Annotated in this window: 17 protein-coding genes; 14 read left to right on the top strand and 3 right to left on the bottom strand. The window is 33.9% G+C overall.

Translation table 11 applies throughout. The features are described 5' to 3' along the window. Window positions 1-959 precede the first annotated feature (959 nt). The 7 genes from ACFTQ7_RS10200 to ACFTQ7_RS10230 all read left to right on the top strand — a co-directional run bounded on the left by ACFTQ7_RS10200 (window position 960) and on the right by ACFTQ7_RS10230 (window position 9,007). The gene (locus ACFTQ7_RS10200) at window positions 960-1,385 is read left to right on the top strand and encodes a MaoC family dehydratase (RefSeq protein ID WP_386828435.1); all 426 of its coding nucleotides are present in this window, start codon (window positions 960-962) and stop codon (window positions 1,383-1,385) included. 341 nt (window positions 1,386-1,726) lie between these two features. After that, on the top strand, window positions 1,727-2,413 hold the full coding sequence (locus ACFTQ7_RS10205) for a response regulator transcription factor (protein WP_386828437.1): 687 nt from the start codon (window positions 1,727-1,729) through the stop codon (window positions 2,411-2,413). After that, a complete protein-coding gene (locus ACFTQ7_RS10210; RefSeq protein WP_386828439.1) occupies window positions 2,406-3,860 on the top strand; it encodes a sensor histidine kinase in 1,455 nt (484 codons plus the stop codon). The genes ACFTQ7_RS10205 and ACFTQ7_RS10210 overlap by 8 nt, the downstream gene beginning before the upstream one ends. Before the next feature lie 211 nt (window positions 3,861-4,071). Then, the gene (locus tag ACFTQ7_RS10215) at window positions 4,072-4,398 is read left to right on the top strand and encodes an ArsR/SmtB family transcription factor (RefSeq protein WP_386828441.1); all 327 of its coding nucleotides are present in this window, start codon (window positions 4,072-4,074) and stop codon (window positions 4,396-4,398) included. After that, on the top strand, window positions 4,395-4,811 hold the full coding sequence (locus ACFTQ7_RS10220; RefSeq protein ID WP_386828443.1) for an SRPBCC family protein: 417 nt from the start codon (window positions 4,395-4,397) through the stop codon (window positions 4,809-4,811). Before ACFTQ7_RS10215 ends, ACFTQ7_RS10220 begins: the two co-directional genes overlap by 4 nt. A gap of 207 nt (window positions 4,812-5,018) precedes the next feature. Further along, window positions 5,019-8,189 carry an ATP-binding cassette domain-containing protein gene (locus tag ACFTQ7_RS10225; RefSeq protein WP_386828445.1) on the top strand — a complete coding sequence of 1,057 codons (3,171 nt, stop codon included), beginning with the start codon at window positions 5,019-5,021 and terminating at the stop codon, window positions 8,187-8,189. A gap of 131 nt (window positions 8,190-8,320) precedes the next feature. Beyond that, window positions 8,321-9,007, top strand: a complete 687-nt coding sequence (locus ACFTQ7_RS10230) for a Dph6-related ATP pyrophosphatase (RefSeq protein ID WP_386828446.1) — start codon at window positions 8,321-8,323, stop codon at window positions 9,005-9,007. 351 nt (window positions 9,008-9,358) lie between these two features. Here ACFTQ7_RS10230 and ACFTQ7_RS10235 read toward each other — a convergent pair whose 3' ends face one another. Then, entirely contained in the window at window positions 9,359-9,475 is a 117-nt protein-coding gene (locus tag ACFTQ7_RS10235; RefSeq protein ID WP_349657922.1) for a YjcZ family sporulation protein, read from the bottom strand. A 451-nt stretch (window positions 9,476-9,926) separates the two neighbouring features. Between ACFTQ7_RS10235 and ACFTQ7_RS10240 the strand changes: the two genes are divergently transcribed. Further along, window positions 9,927-10,139, top strand: coding sequence for a hypothetical protein (locus ACFTQ7_RS10240; RefSeq protein ID WP_386828448.1), 213 nt, complete (start codon window positions 9,927-9,929; stop codon window positions 10,137-10,139). Between the two features lie 235 nt (window positions 10,140-10,374). Here the strand turns inward: ACFTQ7_RS10240 and ACFTQ7_RS10245 are convergent, their stop codons facing one another. After that, complete coding sequence (locus ACFTQ7_RS10245; protein WP_386828449.1) at window positions 10,375-10,749, bottom strand: hypothetical protein; 375 nt, start codon at window positions 10,747-10,749, stop codon at window positions 10,375-10,377. A gap of 372 nt (window positions 10,750-11,121) precedes the next feature. Further along, on the bottom strand, window positions 11,122-12,027 hold the full coding sequence (locus ACFTQ7_RS10250; protein ID WP_386828451.1) for a C40 family peptidase: 906 nt from the start codon (window positions 12,025-12,027) through the stop codon (window positions 11,122-11,124). Between the two features lie 509 nt (window positions 12,028-12,536). On the opposite strand from ACFTQ7_RS10250, the gene ACFTQ7_RS10255 reads away from it, so the two are divergent. The 6 genes from ACFTQ7_RS10255 (at window position 12,537) to scpC (ending at window position 19,489) form a co-directional block, all read left to right on the top strand. After that, window positions 12,537-13,253, top strand: a complete 717-nt coding sequence (locus ACFTQ7_RS10255) for a cytochrome c biogenesis CcdA family protein (RefSeq protein WP_386828453.1) — start codon at window positions 12,537-12,539, stop codon at window positions 13,251-13,253. A gap of 39 nt (window positions 13,254-13,292) precedes the next feature. Next, window positions 13,293-14,654, top strand: a complete 1,362-nt coding sequence (locus ACFTQ7_RS10260) for a HAMP domain-containing sensor histidine kinase (RefSeq protein WP_386828455.1) — start codon at window positions 13,293-13,295, stop codon at window positions 14,652-14,654. An 18-nt stretch (window positions 14,655-14,672) separates the two neighbouring features. Beyond that, on the top strand, window positions 14,673-15,344 hold the full coding sequence (locus ACFTQ7_RS10265) for a response regulator transcription factor (RefSeq protein ID WP_386828457.1): 672 nt from the start codon (window positions 14,673-14,675) through the stop codon (window positions 15,342-15,344). Between the two features lie 183 nt (window positions 15,345-15,527). Further along, the gene (locus tag ACFTQ7_RS10270; protein ID WP_386828458.1) at window positions 15,528-17,051 is read left to right on the top strand and encodes a multicopper oxidase family protein; all 1,524 of its coding nucleotides are present in this window, start codon (window positions 15,528-15,530) and stop codon (window positions 17,049-17,051) included. A 265-nt stretch (window positions 17,052-17,316) separates the two neighbouring features. Next, on the top strand, window positions 17,317-17,952 hold the full coding sequence (locus ACFTQ7_RS10275; protein WP_386828460.1) for an HD domain-containing protein: 636 nt from the start codon (window positions 17,317-17,319) through the stop codon (window positions 17,950-17,952). Between the two features lie 31 nt (window positions 17,953-17,983). Continuing rightward, the gene (gene scpC / locus ACFTQ7_RS10280; RefSeq protein ID WP_386828462.1) at window positions 17,984-19,489 is read left to right on the top strand and encodes a succinyl-CoA:acetate CoA-transferase ScpC; all 1,506 of its coding nucleotides are present in this window, start codon (window positions 17,984-17,986) and stop codon (window positions 19,487-19,489) included. Window positions 19,490-19,531 lie beyond the last annotated feature (42 nt).

A 19,531-nucleotide genomic window follows, 5' to 3' on the forward strand; every position in this document is an offset into this window, starting at 1 on the left:
TTGTTTATTCTAAGGGGAACTTTGCGTCTTAAAAATTCTCAAGAAAATTCAGTGAGAATTTTTTCTATTAGTGATGTTATTACATGTAAAAAACGATTTGTAGGAAGCTCAAAATTAATGGTAGGAAAGTGAAAAGAATAAAGAGGAGTGTTTTGAAACTTAAACGGCAAAATAAGAATCCATCTTTTTTCAAGATGGATTCTTATAATTGATCATATTGAAAATTAGATTTTAATAAATGTAATAAATGTCATATTAACAAGTGACTTCATACACTTAAAGAAGATGTCCTCTGCTCCCAATGCTTTAAGGGATACATATGTCAAACACGAACACATAAACAACATAAATACGACCAAAAATAACCATGGACGTAGATTGATTTTATACATAATAACTGCTCCTTAACTGAAAACGTTGAAAGATAACTGCTATATAGACAGAGAAATATTGATTCTGAACACTCTATAAAGGAGGTTAAAATCAATTTTCTTCCTAACAATTAATGTACATGACCAATCTGGAATCTGTATGAAGATATTGAGGAGTTTATATGGAGAAGTTGACCCGATAGCTTTTATTCAAGTGTAGCTTTGAAATAAAGTCGATACGTTTATAAAAATGTTCGATGAAAAACGTTATTGTGGATTAAAACAAGGTTTGACCGTTTTCTCTCTTTGAATAGTAATTTAAAATGGTATTTAAAAAAAGAATATCTAATTTTAAAGATCGATTAAGGAATGTAGAGTGACAATAAGCTGATCCACTAAAGGGCCATTTAATTGAATAACACATTAAAAGAAAATAGATGTTTATGTTAAGATTTATGAAAGCTTGTGAAGATATACTTAAGTCAACGATCAGGTTTCTTGAGGTATGAAAAAGTAATACTAACCATTAATAGTAGGTGTTAGAATAGATTATGTAATCGTGTTAATTAATATTTAAGAGGTGTTTTTATGAAGTTAGATGAATTTACAATTGGAGATGTGTTCGAAACTAAACCATACAAATTTACAAAAGAGGATATTATGAGGTTTGCAGGTGAATTTGACCCCCAATATATGCATTTAGATGAGGAAAAAGCAAATCAGGGAAGATTTAATGGAATCATTGCTTCTGGGATACATACACTAGCTATTTCATTTAAGCTATGGGTTGAAGAAGATAAATATGGAGAGGATGTTATTGCAGGAACAAGAATGAATAATATTAGATTTATAAAGCCGGTGTATCCTGATGATGAACTACATATCATTGTAAAGGTTATTGATATGAAAGCAACAAAGAATGAAATGGGTATCCTTACGGTATTGTTATCTACTTTCAATGATAAGGAAGAAAAAGTTTTTGAGGGCGAATTATCTGCATTGATAAAGCGATGAAGGTTATATTAAATTATTGAACGCCACCAGTTAATAGTATTTCAATTAAAGGGGAGAATTCTTAAGAGGAATTGCCCCTTTTTCAAGAATAGGGTCATATTATTGAATAACATTCTTTATGAAAGGTTCCTTACAATGATTAAAAACCTTCCAAAATCACGCTTAATAGGAACCAGACCTATATAATAGACAGAAATGAGCTGCAAAGAGGCCATTTTTTTCTGTCTATTCGGCAGCTTTTATCGATGCCATGTCAGAATGAATATTTGAATAAGAGGATAGTATAGCTTTCAAAGGGAATATGAGGTTTCTTCACATAAACTACAGATTGAAAGGTTATAATGTGCTTCGAGGGGGATATACCGATGAACTATCATATTCTTGTAGTAGAAGACGATTTAGAAATTCAGGAATTAATTAAACAGTTTTTAATGACACAAAATTATACAATAGAGGTTGCTTCAGATGGGCTAGAAGGAATGAAACGATTTAATACACAATCCTTTGATTTAATTCTTCTTGATGTCATGATGCCAAACCTTAATGGATTTGAAGTTGCCAAAATGATCCGTAGTCAGTCAAACATACCCATTATAATGTTGACGGCTTTGGAAGAAGAACAAGATCAAATGAAAGGCTTTGATATAGGGATTGATGATTATATAACGAAACCCTTTTCATTTCATGTGTTGATCAGACGAGTACAAGCAGTTCTAAGAAGAAGTTGTAATCAAAATAGCGATAATCATTTGAATTTTAATGAACTAAATGTCGATTGCGACGGATATAAAGCTTATGTAAATAAAGTTGAAATACCATTAACAACTAAAGAATTCGAAATTTTACAACTACTACTTCATAATGAACAAAAGGTGCTTACTAGAGAAATTATTGTAGAAAAAATTTGGGGATATGAGTATGCAGGAGAGACAAGGATGATTGATACACATATAAAAAATTTAAGAAAAAAGTTAAATATACCTTATATTAAAACGGTAAAGGGTATTGGATACAAAATCGATGAATAGGATTGTAAACATCATGAAGATGAAACGAATAACGTATAAGCTCTTTATGATCACTTCGCTCATATTGTTATCTTTTGCAGTCTTGATTTATTTAACGTTATACTTCTTCCTTCCAACATTTTATCAACAATATAAAACGAATCAACTCCAATCTGGAATTGAGGAAATAATTGATGAATCTAAAAATTTAACATTACAAAGTGCGATACCACTTTTGGATGAGTACACAAAAGAAAATAATGCCATCATTTACTTACAAACTAAAGAAGGAACTTATATATATTCGCCTTCTTTTTTTATTCAGGGGAATTCGCAACGATCAATGCTTACTGCAAAAACAGCACCAATACAAAATGCAGAAAGCTTTAATAATGCATTTAATGTTACTTTGCCCATTCAATTCCTAGATAAAGATAATTTAATGGTTACTGTATTTGCGACATTTCAACCTATTGACGAAGCGTCGCAGGTCTTAGTACGTTTTCTACCTTTTATAAGTATCATTGTAGTGATTATTGGATTGGGGAGTGCCTATTTATATTCAAGGTTCATTACAAAACCGCTCATCTATATTAATGAAGGTGCGCAAAAGATGGCCAACTTGGATTTTTCCGAAAACATCGTAGTTCGTTCAAATGATGAATTAGAGGAACTATCCAATAGTTTGAATGAGATGTCGAATAACTTGCAACGAACTATGCTCGATTTACAAAAAGCAAATGAGCAATTAAAAGATGATATTGAAAGAGAGCGAAAAATCGAAACAAAACGCCGAGAATTTTTCGCAACAGTTGCACATGAATTAAAAACTCCGCTTACTGTTATGAAAGGATATTTAGAAGGGATGATTTATAATATCGGTCCTTATCAAAATCGTGACCTTTACTTAGAAAAAAACCACAAAATTATCGAAGGAATGGAACAATTAGTTCGAGAGATTTTAAGCATGTCTAAATTAGAACAAGATACCTTTAAATTGCAATTGGAGGAAGTCAACCTTTTAGAATTATTAGATTCAATAACGAAAGATCTCGGTTTTTTTGCTTCTCAAAAAGACATTCAGATTATAAAACAAATTTCTCCTAACATGAATGTACGCACAGATAGAGATTTATTAGAAAAAGCTTTCAAAAACATCATCCATAATGCGATTACGTATTCACCGCATGGAGAAACAGTATGTATAGACGTAACTGATCTCCAAAAAGAAAATCAGATTCAAATACAAGTGATGAATACAGGTGTCACAATTAAAGAAGAGGAAATACAACAATTATTTGAGCCATTTTATAGAATCGAAAAATCGAGAAATCGAAATACTGGTGGGAGCGGACTAGGTCTTTATATTGTAAAGCAAATATTTGAATCACTTTCTATTATCTATTTAATGAATAATACCCAAAATGGTGTTCAATTTTTAGCTACTATTCCTAAAGGAAGATCATAGTATATATTTGGACTTAAACAACGCCTTCTAGTTAAAAAAATATCAGTCAAAAGAGTGTCAAATTGTGTAGGTATTTGACACTCTTTTTTATTGTTGTGAAAAAGTATAAAACGAATGTCATTTTGTCAAAAATAAAAATTGACTGGACACTAAATGGTGTCATATAATTAAGACACCATTTAGTGTCCTATTCAAAAAGGGAGAGGAGATTTTGAGCGAGAAAAATCTAGAGCGTGATGTTTATGCTGCGATTGCTGACCCAACAAGACGTCAATTAATACGCTTGTTGGCTGATGCAGAAGAATTACCTCTTCACGAATTAACGGCTCATTTTCAAATGGGGCGTACAGCAGTTTCTAAGCATTTGGCTATCTTGAAAGATGCTGATCTTGTAATTGCTCGAAGGGTTGGTAGAGAAACGAGATATCGGTTGAATCCCAATCCATTAAAGGAAATTCAAGATTGGATATCTTATTACGAAGGATTCTGGAAAGAAAGAATGGCTAAATTAAATCTACTATTGGAGGAAAAAAAATGAAAGCAGATGTATCTTTAGATTACCAATTTACAAGTTCAATCGAGAAAGTTTGGAGCGCATTAACGGATTCAGACACTCTTGAAAAATGGATATGGAAAAATAATTTTAAACCAATCGTAGGGCATAAATTTCAATTCCGAGCTGAGCCAAACGAATGGTGGGATGGAATTGTCAATTGTGAGGTGCTTATAGTGGATGAGCCACATACATTATCTTACACTTGGGCGAGTGCCGGAGAAATCACTACTGTTACGTGGACGTTGACACAAGGTGAAGATGGTACAACTAACCTACATCTTGATCAATCTGGATTTAGTGAAGCAACGAAAGCTCGACAAGGAGCAATCGAGGGAGCTAAATATGCTTGGATTAACAATGGTAATCAGCTTGAAAAAGTGTTAGCAGAACTATAATTCATTTTTATCGTTTATATAAATAAACCGTTCTTCTACAATTGACGCTTTTCCGAACACGGGAAGCGTCATTTTTAACTTCTTTCAGAAGAAGTTGACACGCATTTATGCCGAGGCTTAATTGATTGGCATGTCGATTCAAAAACACAGCAAATACTTCTGAAGTTATGCTAACATGACAATACTAGATTGAATGGAGAGTATCCGATGAAAATAAATCAATTAATTGCTAACAATATTAACCGGTTAGATGTCGACTTGCCGGAAGAACAATCATTAGGAATTGCTGGATTGTCCGGATCTGGTAAAACTACATTTTGCCAAGCAATTGGTGAAGAATCCAAAAAGCGTCTCGTTTCTTTATTACCAAAGGCTGAATATCAATATTTATTCCCGAATATTATGGTAACGAATTTTAGTGCCATTAAGATGGAAGAAATGCCTTTAGTCCTTTTTCTCGGGAAATCATCCATTTCAGCCAATCCACGTTCGACAGTTGGTACTCATACCGGCGTTTTTAAAGAGATTCGTGAAAAGCTGGCAAATAAATTTGATCTTTCGCCAGAAGTTTTTTCTTTTAATAATGCATTAGGCTGGTGTCCTGCTTGTAAAGGACGTGGTACGACTAAAAATGTCGAATGTAAAAAGTGTGAGGGAAAACGTTATAATCCAGAAGTTGAGCAAAATAAGTTTGAATTATGGGGTCAACCACATAGTATTTCCGATATTAACAACTTGAGTATAGAAGCGATTTATTCCCTTTCAGAGGAATTAGCAATTAGCGAAGAAAGACAACGTATTCTCACAAATATTATCCAAATGAATATTGGTTACTTAACGTTAAATCGGATTATGGGGACTTTGTCAGGTGGGGAATTAACACGACTGTACTTAGCAGAATTTATGGCAGCTAGTGAAAATACGGTCATTATTATAGATGAAATATCTGTTGGTCTTGATCATCAAACGCTGTTGAAAATTTTAGAGCAGATTAAACAATTGGGCTATAAAAACCAAATTTGGCTTATTGATCATTCTGATACAGTGCTAGATACAGCAGATGAGCAGCTGTTCTTTGGACCTGGTAGTGGTAAATACGGCGGTAAAATTGTCGAAGTATCACCACGTCCAGAACCAATCTATTGGGAACGAAATCAAGCAATGCCTACAGACTATTATCAATTTCATGATCTTTACTGTCGTAACATTGAAATGGCAAACATACAGATTCCAAAAAATAGACTCGTAACCGTTACAGGTGAGTCTGGCTGTGGGAAATCGACTCTGGTCAATGAGTGCATCGCTAAGGATTTCCAAAAACGATATCCGAAAGATAAATTGGTTATGGTAGGACAAGACCGCAACCAATCGATTACTAGTCGATCAACGGTTGCAACGTTTCTTGATATTAAAAAGAAAATGACGAAATACAGTGACGAAATTGATGATATTTTCCAACGTTCCATCGAGGACATTATCGTGGAGCTTCCAAATGAAGATATCGCTCATAAACGTTTAAGTTTATTAATTAAGCTTGGACTTGGTTATTTAACGTTAGAAAGAAAAACACAATCCTTATCGACAGGTGAATTTCAATGCGTTCATTTAGTGTCTGAGCTGTTTTCGAATGCCAGAAACCCCCATACATTATTTATTTTTGATGAACCTTCAAAAGGTTTATCACAAAATATTTTAAACCAATTCATTGATAGTGTTAGGGATATTTTGCGAGATGAATCTGTCTCTATTATGATGATTGAACATAATGCCTATATGATGGAAAGCTCTGATTTCATCGCCGGTTTTGGTAAAAGACAGCCAGAACCTGTTAGACATCTTGATGTTGTCAGTCATGATGATTATTTTAGTCAACATAACAAACTAAATAGTATAGCTCCATTGCATATATCTTCAACACTAAATTCTAAAAATGGCATTCATTACTTAGAAGAGAATCATATTAGCTATTTTAAAAATGCCGAAAACATTTATAAAGGTGGTATTTTAAAAAGCTTATCATCGATGGCCCGATTAATTTATGGTGAATACGAATCCGCAACTATTGCACCTGTCGTCGCCATCGATCTCGAAAGACACTTATATAGTCAATATAGTTTTTTATATGAAATAGGTGGTCTCATCAATCATATTGTGGCGTCACATCCGACGAATAAAGATACAAGAAGCTTCGATTTCTTTAGTCAGGAAAATCATTGCCCAAGCTGTTCTGGCCGCCTGCAAATTGAAAAATTTGATTTTGATTTGGTCATTCAGGACAAAACAGTGCCATTTTGGGATGGCTTATTACATCAAGACGTGATGGAAGTGTTAAAATATTATCAATATCCTAAATTGCAATTCCTCTTTGATGAGATAAAAAATGAACTGGGTCAAGATATTAGTAAAAGCTACAATGACATGACAGCAGAAGAAAGACATACATTCCTTTATGGTTATTGGGAAAAATCATTTTATGATAAAGCAACGAAGTCTTCGAAAAAATGGGAAGGGTTTAATTTGATCCTTGGACGTTATATGGTGATTTCGAAATCAATTATTAAAGAACAAATGAAAGCATCGAAAGAGATGATTGCCTGTCCTATCTGTCAGGGAGCGGTGCTAAACCATAAGAAACCACTAACATTTGGGGACACTGATATTCGTGAGCTTATCCATCAACCGATCGATCAGGTCATAAAAACGATTGGCAATTTACCAGAGCTTGAAAAACTAAAAGCAATTGTTGGTGGCGTTATGACACTTACGGAGGATGTCTCCTTACTTCCTAGAGAAACACAAGTGTCGTTAAAAATGCTGGAATTAGAACTCGCAAGCTTTGCTGGGTATGAAATAGTCCTACAAAATGTTTTACCATTTTGGGACAAAATCCAAAATAATATCGAAGCTATAAGCAGCAAAAATCAAATTACAATTTGTGATTTCGCGCATATTGACGAAACGAGAGAAGCTATTATTGATCAGTATTTTACGAATGGAAAATACAAAAAATTAACGTATGTTTATGAAGCATTTGGCTACAAAAAAATTGTTACACAAATTAATAAAATTAAAGCAAGTCATAAATGTCCATTCTGTAATGGGAAGAAGGTCATTTCTGAAGATAATCTCCATGATGGTGTTTATAAATTATCAGTACCATGTGTTCGCTGCTATGAAAGTGGTATCAATGACGAAGGGCGTAAGGAAATTGTCGATGGCATAGACGTGCAAACATGGCTAACCGGCAAAGTAAGCGATGTTGTTGCTGAAAACTTACGAACGGAGGCTGTTGCTAATATCCCTATTTTCAATCGTATTCGAGAGTTAAATAAACGAGAGATGATGGCGGTTTATCAATGCCTTGAGCAAAATAATTAATTAATGCAAGCTATATTTTAAAGGATTACTACATAAAAACTCATTTGCATTTATCATTGCAAATGAGTTTTTATGTTATCCTGAGAAAGTGCTTGTAAAAAAGTTAGTCGAATAAAAGGGGAAAGATATGAATGACAGAATTGATGGACTGGAAAAATAATGCTCAAGGGCATCGTTTTATAGCTTCATTTAGCGGAGGAAAGGATAGTGTCTTAGCTTTATATAAAGCAATGCAGGTTGGAGAAGCGGTTGGACTCATCGTCATGATGGAGGAAGAAGGAAATCGTTCCAGATCTCATGGGATGCCTCCGGAACTCATACGTGCTCAAGCTAATTCTATAGGTTTACCGGTTTATACTGCAGCAGCGAGCTGGACAGATTATGAAAAAGTATTTATGAGCCTTTTAGAAAAAGCTAAAAGTGAAGGTGCAGAAGTTTTAGTAACAGGTGACTTAGATATGCCTGAACATGGTTGCTGGCATGACAAAGTTACGAAGAATGCTGGATTAAAACTAGGCATGCCTTTATGGGAAATGGATCATCGTGAAGCTGTCGATGAATTTATAAACCTAGGATTTGTTACAATCATAGTCACTGTAAATTTATCATTAGGGATGCGAGAGGATGATTTAGGGCGAACATTAACCCCTGAATACGTGAAGGAGCTTGAAGCCCGCGGTATTGACCCTTGCGGAGAAGGTGGAGAATTCCATACGACAGTATTAGACGGACCAATTTTCAAACATCCTATTCCTGTTCGTAAATGTGATGTTATTAGAAGCGGAGAATATGCTTTTCTGCCTTTGGAACTTGATTAAAATGTAAGAGCCTTACTACATGTTATTGTAGAAAGGCTCTTTCATGTTGTTAATCCATATTAATTTACACAACAGATTAGTTAAAAAACTATTTTTTAAAATCATCTTAATTTTATAACAATGGAGAGTATGATCGATTTAATTCAGTCCTATTCTAAGTATTGGGATTGATTTGATTTATATAGCTACTGATCATACGTTCAAATAGCTGATTATTTAAGTACTGATACACTTAGATTAACTAAACTATTAAAAGGGTCACTGGTGGAAAGTAACCCTTAATGAATGGGAGGTAAACGGATTAGTTTGTATAATCCTATACATTATGAGCATGAAAGGTGGTTTTCGGTATTAGTAATAACCTATGAAGCTAGTACCAACAATAATCAATAGAATGAATAGAACTACGATTAGCGCAAATGATGAACCATATCCAGAACCAGAACCATTACCGCAATATTCAGACATAGTAATTTCCCTCCTTTCAATACTCTATAATATGAATCGTTGTTAAAATGATTAGCGATATTTATCTATTAAAACACAAAAATAATAAAATTAAATATCCAGACATTTATAAAAAGATGATTCAATTCTTCATCCGTGAAAATGTATATTTCTTTAGCATCCCCTTAATCAAATTCTAATTTTTTTGTATTAAAGTTATATCATACTGATTCGGTTAAACACTTTCTTTACTTGCAAGTACATTGGCATGAGCGAAATTTGGTGAAACTGTAGATATCAAAGTAAGTATTAAAGCTCAAATAAAACAGTAAACTTTTTAATTGCAACAATTCTCTTTTTGTATTTTTGTAAAATAATATATTTACAGATAATAAAAAAGTGATATTGTCATCATTTTACATAACTTACACATTGATGCATAATGTATATAAAGTGATGTGAGGTGTATTATTTGTATTTCTCGAATATGCAATTTTTAATGTTGATATTTGCTTTTATTATTGTGATTTTAAGCTTTATTAAAGTGTATCAAATAAAAAAAGAGTATTTGATTAAGCATAGGGAACTAGAAGTGGAATTGGAAAGAGTTGAATTAGAAAGACAAAAAATGAATGCCGGGATAAAAATGGCAAAATCTGATGGGAATACGTTTGGTAGAGGATGATTTGTTTTTAATTTTATGCAAGTTTAATTCATGAAAACCAACCGTGTATAAAATCTTGTATACACAATAAAAAGTTGTTCAAATGAAAGGCAGTAGTAACAAGGGTTTATCCGTTGTCGTTACTGCCTTTTTCTAATGATCCGAATAATCCCTATGATCATGAATGGTACGAAAATGACGAAGATTATACTTTTTAATATTTCTAGATTTTATCTGGGATCAAGGATAGCCTTAATCAGTTGTTCTTTTTAAATTGTACAAAAATATTCACCAAAATAATCAAAAATGGGTGCAATACAAAGGCTATTGCTATTTGAGCATATGAAGCATTGAAATATTCTGCATCAATCTCGAGAAGATATATGTTCAACAGCATAAATAGAGTCAATGCAGCCAATACAGTGTATCGAATGGCATTTTGAGAATTGATAATCGAGCCACAAATAGTTAACAGTGTAGAAATAAATAGAAGTACCTGTAGGGTAATGGCTTCATCCACTGCATATAAAACGGGTATATCAGAGGTAATCAATAAACCATAGGCGAAAGCACCCAGTAAAAAAAACGTGCCAAACATGAGTAATAAACTAGAAGTAAGGTTTTTTTTCATTTTTTCACCCTTTTTTAGAATTTAGGTTGTTGTTTTGTTTGGGGAAATGGGTCTTTACTATATTGGCGATAGGCTCGATTTTGAGCATACTATCGATGGTCAAATATAGACGAAACGAATTCAATGGGATACACGAGAATTAATAAAAGAGAAATCAAACGAACCTTTTAGCAAAGTATTTGTTATTTTATCAATAGGAAACGGTGATTGAATATACATATTATAAACCGGTACTAAACAGAATAGTTTTTAAGTCAGTACAAATTAGTACTGACTTTTTTAGAGGAGGGAGGGCATATGACATGGTATTGCCTAAAAGTATAAGAACGAAAAAAGGCATCTCATCCATAGATGAAACACCTTTTCTTGAAGTTATTGAGCTACGCGTTGAATAAAGGCGTCTAATTGTACTAATGTGACATTATCGTTAACCCCGAATGTATTGTCACCTTTACCAACCGTAATTTTATTGGAAGCGAGAATAGATACATAATTGTAAGCCCAATGCGCACTTGGAACATCCACGAATTGTACTGCTGATCCTTGTTGTTTTAAATGGAATGCTTCCACTAAAACTTTCGATAATTGACCACGTGTCATCGGAGAACCTGGATTGAATTTTCCATTTTCATCACCCGTAAAAACGCCGATTTTTTTAAGTGCTTCTGCAGCACCCGCATATTTAGACGATGGTGTTATATCTGGAAAACTTGAATTAGTGTTACTAGTATCTAACTTTAACTGCTTAGCTAGTTTAAGAGCTACCTCTCCACGCGATGCATAAACGTTAAAGTCAATCTCTGCATCTTTTACTTCTCCTTCAGAGAAGTTTGCTACGCGTTTTGCCCCTACGTAACGAGATCCCCAGTAATAAGGATCATTAAGTTTGTCAATTTTTACTCCAGAACTTGTAGTAGCTGAAATAAAATTGTTGTCACCTATGTATATGCCAACATGAGAAACGCCGCTTCCCGAAGTATTGAAAAATACAAGATCTCCAGACTTCAACTGAGCTTTCGCAATCGAAGTACCTTGTTGATATTGAGAACTCGATGTACGTTGTAGTGATATGCCCAACTTAGAAAAAACGATTTGTGTATATGCTGAGCAATCTATACCTGTCTTAATATCCGTTCCTCCATATTGATAAGGTACACCTATATATGATTTTGCTGTATTAGTGATATCTGCTACTGTTGCTGCTTTCGCATCATGAACACCCATGCCTGTGAAAAACATAAACGATGCAAAAATGGGAAGTAACCATTTTTTCTTCATGTAAACTTACTCCTTTCAAAAAGCTTTCAGTTTTTAATAAAGTAAGAATAGCATGAAACAGCCATGAGTTATTTTTCAATCATATTACCGATTACCGTTAAACAGCAAAATTGAAACCTTAATTTTAATTGTGTAAAACTTCTGCAATAATCATGGGCAATTTTACTAAAAATATTTTAAATAAATGGTTATAGAGGGTTTAAAGGGTTTATTTAGTGGTTTCATCCAACATAAAAACTTTAAGTGAATCATTGTTTTTCCACATCTAATCCTATTTAGTGCTTTATGGCATTGTTGGTCCTTTTCAGTTTACCGCCTTGTTTATTAGCTAGATTTTTATACTTATAAACGAAGACTTTCTTTACAAGCTAGTTCACAAAGGGCGAAATAGCACCTTTCATCCCCATTGTATTTTCATAAAGACAATTGGACATTCTCCATACATTTTTCATAATTTTTATTTATACTAAATAATTGATGTGTTTAATTAGATAAGGAAGGATTGGTGAATGGCTTTGGTAGGAGAATTGAATTTATTTCTTTCCTTTGCAGCGGGGTTATTGTCGTTTATTTCCCCTTGTTCATTACCACTTTACCCAGCATTTCTTTCGTATGTTACGGGGATGTCCTTTAATGAGCTAAAGGATGACAAAGGAGTATTTCATCGTAAAGCTTTGATACATACACTTTTATTTTTATTTGGTTTCTCTATTATATTTTTGGCTTTAGGTCTATCTACATCATTTATCGGTTCTCTTTTTATTATGCATAAAGATTTACTGAGACAAATTGGCGCTATTATTATCGTGATATTCGGTTTGATCATTTTAGGCGTTTTTAAGTTCGATTTTTTACTTTCAGATAAGAGAATACAGTTTAAGAAAAGACCTAAAGGATATTTTGGTTCTATTCTTATCGGTGTGGGCTTTGCTGCTGGATGGACTCCGTGTACTGGTCCAATTCTTGCTGGAGTTATTGCATTAGGCATATCTGATCCTAGTAGAGGAATTTTATATATGCTATTTTATGTACTTGGTTTCTCTATTCCGTTTTTAGTTATGTCACTATTTATTGGGAAAATGAAAATGTTTCAAAAACGAAGTGCTCTCTTTATGAAAATAGGTGGTCTGTTAATGGTGATTATGGGAATCATGTTATATTTTGATATGATGACAAAAGTGATAGCATTTTTATCACCGTTTTTAGGAGGATTTACAGGATTTTAGTCGATATAAAACGCGAGGTAAGGAGGAGTATGCAATAAGGTGAATAAAATCTCTACTAAATTAGCAGCTAGTTTTTTTGTAGTCGTGCTAATCATGGAATTATTTCTTATGTTTTACCTACATCGAAATATTATTAAGTCGAAAGTTGAAGAAGAGCTAGCCAGTTTATTAGCAAATGGAGAAAATCATAGAGATGTATTACTCGAGAATTATTCAGATATGACTATAAAGCATATCGTGTTAATGGAAAAGAATAAAGATCGAGAAGTCATGATCACAGATAAAAACGGTCGTATTATAGGTCGTTCCACTTTAAATAACACAATAGTAGAAGAATACCTGCCTTTCGTAAAAAATCTAAGTAAAACAAAGGATCAAATACTAGTAGCAGACTGGCGAAACTCTCCATATATAGTCAGCGTGCACCCTTATAAAATAAATAAAGATCAATCTGGTTATGTGGTCATGTTTCAAAGTACAAGTGCTATCAAAGAAATGGTTCATAATTTGAATAAACACTTTTTCATATCTGGTATTACTAGCATTGTCGTTCTTCTTGCTATATACGCATTATTATCGAAAGTCTTAACGAGACCTTTATTGCGTATGAAAGCAGCTACTGAAAAATTAAGTCATGGCGACTTTAATGTAAGTCTTGCCAATGTAGGAAAAGACGAACTAGGTGAGTTAGCAAGATCAATTCAGAAGTTAGCCGATGATTTAGAAAGGTTACAAAAAGAAAGAAATGAATTTCTGGCATCAATAGCGCACGAATTAAGCACACCCTTAACCTATTTAATGGGGTATTCAAAAGTAGCCATGAGAGAAAATTTGAACGAAAATGATCGAAATCACTATCTTGAAATTATTACTGAAGAGTCAAATCGAATGAAAGAACTTGTAAAAAACTTATTAGAATTAGCAAAAATGGATCAAAACACGTTTAGTGTGTCAAAGGAATATTTTTCTGCACGTCTATTTCTAGATAATATATGTAAGCGAGTTGCACCTTCTTTTGACATGAATAACATAAAGTTAATTCTTGTTTGCGAAGAGGACTTTGAAATATACGCAGATTCCATACGCCTGGAGCAAATTATGCTAAATTTATTAGATAATGCTTTGAAGTATTCAAATAAAAACACAAAAGTTAAAGTAGAAGCAATGAAACAAGAAGAAAGAACCGTAATAAACGTAATGGATGAAGGGATCGGTATTCCTTCAGACGAACTGGAATTGATTTTCGAAAAATTATACAGAGTGGAAAAATCACGTTCGCGAACTTTTGGGGGTTCAGGAATAGGACTTGCTATAGTTAAAGAACTAGTTGAGGCCCATGGCGGTACAATTAAAGTGAAAAGCAATTTAGGCGAAGGCAGTACATTTACAATCACAATATAGAAGGAGATAGGAATATAAATGAAAACAATTTTATTAGTTGATGATGAACTAAGAATGTTGGATTTAGTTGAATTATTTCTATTGCCATATGGTTTTAATTGCATAAAGGAAACAAGTGGCATAAACGCAATTGAGCTCGTAAAGAAAGAAGACATAGCTCTTATCATCTTAGATGTTATGATGCCCGAAATGGATGGATGGGACGTTTGTGAAGCAATCCGCGAATTCTCGAATGTTCCAATTATTATGCTAACGGCACGATCCGATAAAGTAGATTTAGCAAAGGGGCTAAATACAGGAGCGGATGATTATATTTCGAAGCCTTTTGACGAACGAGAGTTGCTTGCAAGAGTAAATGCGATACTACGTCGAACTTATCGTGATGAGAATAAAATTATTAGTTACAAAGATTTTACGTTGGATAAAGAAACGTACTCCTTACACTATCAGGATTTAACTGTTCAGCTGACGTTAAAAGAATTTAACATTATAAACACTTTAATTTCCCGACCATCTAAAACGTATACTAGAGAAGAATTATTACGTTCTGCATGGGAATATGATACAGATATCGATACACGAACAATAGACTCTCATATTCGAAATTTAAGAGAAAAATTAGTGAATGCTGGTTTTCCAAGTGATAATTTTATTAATACCGTTTGGGGAATCGGATATAAATGGGGCTAATGAAGCGCAAAGTATTATAAAGTAATATTAATTAGATGTCCAAAGTCAATTTTGACATGGATATCTTTTTTTATTGTCCAAAGAGTTATCATGATGTTTTTCAAGTATGATCTTGTAACTCCATAATTTCTTCATATTTATTTGCTACAGTTAATTTGTATTGAAATGCAAGGAGGAAACATCATGAAGCTTAAATTTTTGATTACTTCTTTACTAGTGAGTAGTGTGATCATTGGGGGATGTAGTGCTAGTAGTTCAAAATCTGATGAAACGATGGACCATTCCAAGATGACAAAAGAAGAAATGTCGAATATGGAGGGGATGGATCATTCCAATATGTCGGGAAAAAATATGGAAACAATGAATGGACATGAGAGCCATACGAATCCATTAGCATTAAATCATTCGACTGGAGAAAATGAACTGGCTCTTCCACCTTTACTAGAAGCAAAAGATGGCATTTTTACTATTACTGCGCAACAAGGAACAAGTGAAATTTTCAAAGGCATTAACACCGAAACATATGGCTATAATGGCTCGTATTTAGGTCCTGTCATTAAAATAAATGAAGGTCAAAAAGTAACGTTTAAAACAAACAATCAACTATCAGAGCCAACGACATTTCATTGGCATGGTGTAGATATACCAGGAGAAGGAGACGGAGGTCCGCATCATCTATTACAACCTGGAGATACGAAAAATGTGAAGTTTACTGTAAAACAAGGAGCATCGACATTATGGTTCCATCCTCATCCTGTAGGAGCGACTGCGGAACAAGTATATAAAGGTTTAGCAGGATTAATATATGTAGAAGATGAACATTCTAAAAAACTAGGCTTACCAAGTGAATATGGTGTGAATGATTTCCCTTTAGTATTCCAAGATAGAAAATTTGACGATAATAAACAATTAAATTTTAAAGCTGCAATGAATGAGGATGGTACTATAGGTGATACTTTGTTAATAAATGGCACAGTTAATCCTAAGCTAACAGTTGGCAAAGAAAAGGTCCGTTTACGTTTATTAAACGGGTCAAATGCCCGTAACTATACATTTAAATTAAATACAGGAGATTCATTTCAACAAATAGCTACTGATGGTGGCTTTGTAAATAAACCAATTTCGATGAATGAACTATCATTAACGCCAGGCGAACGTGCCGAAATTATAATTGATTTTTCAACATACAATGTGTCAACGGATATAGCTTTAATGAATGAAGAAGACACTAAATTACTATCATTTAATATCGTCGATAAAAAATCAGAAACATCTAGTGATTCTCTCAAAAACTTAAATAATTATGTAGTAACCGATGAAGAAAGAAAATTGCCAGTTTCTAAAAAGCTGGAACTTTTCGGAATGGGAAAGATGGTCACTATTAATAATAAACAATTTGATATGAATCGAATCGACTTTACGCAAAAACAAGGAGAGACTGAAATATGGGAAATTTATAATAAACCAGATATGATGGGCGGCATGACACATCCATTCCATATACATGGTACTCAGTTTAAAATTCTCTCCATCGATGGTAAAGAACCTCCGACAAACGAATATGGTTGGAAAGATACTGTCGCAATAGATGCTGGAGAAACAGTAAGATTAGCTGTGAAATTTAATAACAAAGGCATTTACATGTTCCATTGTCATATTCTTGAGCATGAAGAAAATGGTATGATGGGGCAAGTTAAAGTGGAATAGTGATCAATGATATAAAATATTTACTTTACGACAAAATCTGTCCATTTCAAAAGTTCTGTTTGAACCCTAATTATATTGTGATTTACAGTTAGAAGTCCTCTACAAAATAACCTGTAGAGGACTTTTCAATTATAGAAATAATCTACGGAAGTAATCATAGAAAATATCTATGGTTATTATAGAAATTATAGAATTGATATATAGTAATTTGATTCTTATAATTTTTTTATAAGCAATAGTTATTTTTAATGGGGAGGTAATACGGATGACAAATATTGCTGGTATTAAAATACCTGATAGCCGTTTGGCATTGGAAGCTCAGGATATTTTAAAAGAACATGGTTCAGAATTACTTTGGAATCACTCAAATCGTGTTTATATGTTTGGGGCTCTACAAGGTAAAAAAGCTCAGCGGAAATATGATGAAGAGCTACTATATGTAAGTGCTTTGTTTCATGATTTAGGTTTAACAAAACAATTCAGCAGCCTAGATAAACGATTTGAGGTGGATGGTGCAAATGCTGCACGTCAATTTCTAGCACACCATCATATTGATGATGCTTCAATACAACTCGTTTGGGATGCCATCGCACTACATACTACAATCGGTGTAGCTGAGCATAAAGAAAATGAAGTCGCTTTGCTGTATGCCGGAGTAGGTCTTGATGTAATGGGAGACGGTTATCATGATTTAACGCATGAAGAACGAAATGAAATTATACATGCATTCCCACGTAACCAATTTAAACAAAAAATTTTGCCAGCATTTTTTGAAGGATTCAAACATAAACCCGAAACAACATTTGGCAATATTAAATCTGATGTTTGTGCATTGTTCATTCCAAATTATAAATCTAAGAACTTTTGTGACTGCGTCTTGCACTCACCTTGGTCAGAATAAAAATTGATAGTAGATAAGGGGATTCATATATATGTTAAAACTAGCACATAAGAAAATTCGTCATGTTGCATTACAAGATAAAGTTGTATCAGCTCAAGAAGCGGCCTCTTGGATAAAAGATGGAATGTTATTAGGGATGAGTGGCTTTACAAGGGCTGGAGATGCAAAAGTAGTACCACTAGCGCTTGTAGAAAAAGCAAAAGAGGAAAAATTCCAAGTTGATGTTTATACAGGAGCTTCACTTGGTCCAGAGGTAGATCAACAGATGGCTGAAGCTGGCATTATTCGTAAGCGAGCACCTTATCAAGGTGATCCAGCTATTCGTCGTTTGATAAATAGTGGAGAAGTGCTGTATACAGATGCGCATGTTTCGCATAATGCAGAGTTAATTCGTCAAGGAATTGTAGGACCAATTGACTTTGCCATCATTGAAGCTACTGCAATTACGGAAGCTGGCTTGCTGATACCTACAACCTCTGTAGGAAACTCTCCAATTATTATGCAAATGGCAAATGAAATTATTATTGAACTAAATGTTTCGCACCCTGACTCTCTAGAGGGGATCCATGATATTTATATACCTGATGTACAAGGGAAGAGAAGTCCTATTCCTTTAAATAGTGCAGGTGAGCGAATTGGAACAGTTGGTATCCCATTAGATATTAGTAAGGTAAGTGGCATAGTACTCTCTGAAAAAACAGATGCTCCATCAACAATTGTACAGCCAGATGAGGAAACCGCTAAAATGGCAGAGCATTTACTCAATTTTTTACGTGATGAAGTTAAGGCTGGTCGTTTAACAAAAACATTAGCACCGATCCAATCAGGCGTAGGATCAGTAGCAAATGCAGTATTAAATGGTTTTTTAGAATCAGAGTTTGAAGATTTAGAAATATATTCAGAGGTGTTACAGGACGCCGTATTTGAATTAATTGAAGCGGGAAAAGTGAAATCCGCTTCAGGCACGTCCATTACACTATCACAGGAACGTGGTGAGCAAGTTTATAGTCAGCTAGAAAACTATAGAGACTGTTTACTTTTACGACCTCAAGAAATATCCAATCATCCTGAAATTATTCGCCGTTTAGGGTTAATTTCCGTCAATACAGCACTTGAAGTAGATATTTACGGAAATGTAAACTCAACACATGTTTCAGGTTCAAAAATGATGAATGGCATTGGAGGATCCGGTGATTTCGCTCGTAATGCGCGTTTAGGAATATTCGTCACAAAATCCTATGCGAAAGGTGGTAATATCTCAAGTATCGTTCCTATGGTATCTCACGTGGACCATACAGAGCATGATGTGGACGTCATTGTTACAGAATTCGGGGTAGCCGATTTACGTGGTTTAGCACCAAAAGAACGCGTGCCTTTGTTAATTAATAATTGTGCACATCCTGATTATCGTCCTCAATTGTGGGCGTATTATAATGCTGCTGTAGAGAAGACTGGTAATCATCACACACCTCATTTATTAGAAGAGGCGCTGTCTTGGCATGTTCATCTAGAGAAAGCTAAGACAATGAAAAAATAAGGCAATGTTGGCTAGGCATAGTGTTTAGTCAGTAGAAAAATA

The sequence above is a fragment of the Lysinibacillus sp. NPDC056959 genome (genome assembly GCF_042674095.1).
In the GTDB taxonomy this organism is placed as follows: Bacteria; Bacillota; Bacilli; order Bacillales_A; family Planococcaceae; genus Lysinibacillus; species Lysinibacillus zambalensis.

Excerpts from the sequence above, each read along its gene's own strand:
- ACFTQ7_RS10200 (WP_386828435.1), top strand. The coding sequence starts at position 960 with ATGAAGTTAGATGAATTTACAATTGGAGATGTGTTCGAAACTAAACCA.
- ACFTQ7_RS10205 (WP_386828437.1), top strand. The coding sequence starts at position 1,727 with ATGTGCTTCGAGGGGGATATACCGATGAACTATCATATTCTTGTAGTA.
- ACFTQ7_RS10210 (WP_386828439.1), top strand. The coding sequence starts at position 2,406 with ATGAATAGGATTGTAAACATCATGAAGATGAAACGAATAACGTATAAG.
- ACFTQ7_RS10220 (WP_386828443.1), top strand. The coding sequence starts at position 4,395 with ATGAAAGCAGATGTATCTTTAGATTACCAATTTACAAGTTCAATCGAG.
- ACFTQ7_RS10225 (WP_386828445.1), top strand. The coding sequence starts at position 5,019 with ATGAAAATAAATCAATTAATTGCTAACAATATTAACCGGTTAGATGTC.
- ACFTQ7_RS10230 (WP_386828446.1), top strand. The coding sequence starts at position 8,321 with ATGACAGAATTGATGGACTGGAAAAATAATGCTCAAGGGCATCGTTTT.
- ACFTQ7_RS10235 (WP_349657922.1), bottom strand. The coding sequence starts at position 9,475 with ATGTCTGAATATTGCGGTAATGGTTCTGGTTCTGGATATGGTTCATCA.
- ACFTQ7_RS10245 (WP_386828449.1), bottom strand. The coding sequence starts at position 10,749 with ATGAAAAAAAACCTTACTTCTAGTTTATTACTCATGTTTGGCACGTTT.
- ACFTQ7_RS10250 (WP_386828451.1), bottom strand. The coding sequence starts at position 12,027 with ATGAAGAAAAAATGGTTACTTCCCATTTTTGCATCGTTTATGTTTTTC.
- ACFTQ7_RS10255 (WP_386828453.1), top strand. The coding sequence starts at position 12,537 with ATGGCTTTGGTAGGAGAATTGAATTTATTTCTTTCCTTTGCAGCGGGG.
- ACFTQ7_RS10265 (WP_386828457.1), top strand. The coding sequence starts at position 14,673 with ATGAAAACAATTTTATTAGTTGATGATGAACTAAGAATGTTGGATTTA.
- ACFTQ7_RS10270 (WP_386828458.1), top strand. The coding sequence starts at position 15,528 with ATGAAGCTTAAATTTTTGATTACTTCTTTACTAGTGAGTAGTGTGATC.
- ACFTQ7_RS10275 (WP_386828460.1), top strand. The coding sequence starts at position 17,317 with ATGACAAATATTGCTGGTATTAAAATACCTGATAGCCGTTTGGCATTG.
- scpC (WP_386828462.1), top strand. The coding sequence starts at position 17,984 with ATGTTAAAACTAGCACATAAGAAAATTCGTCATGTTGCATTACAAGAT.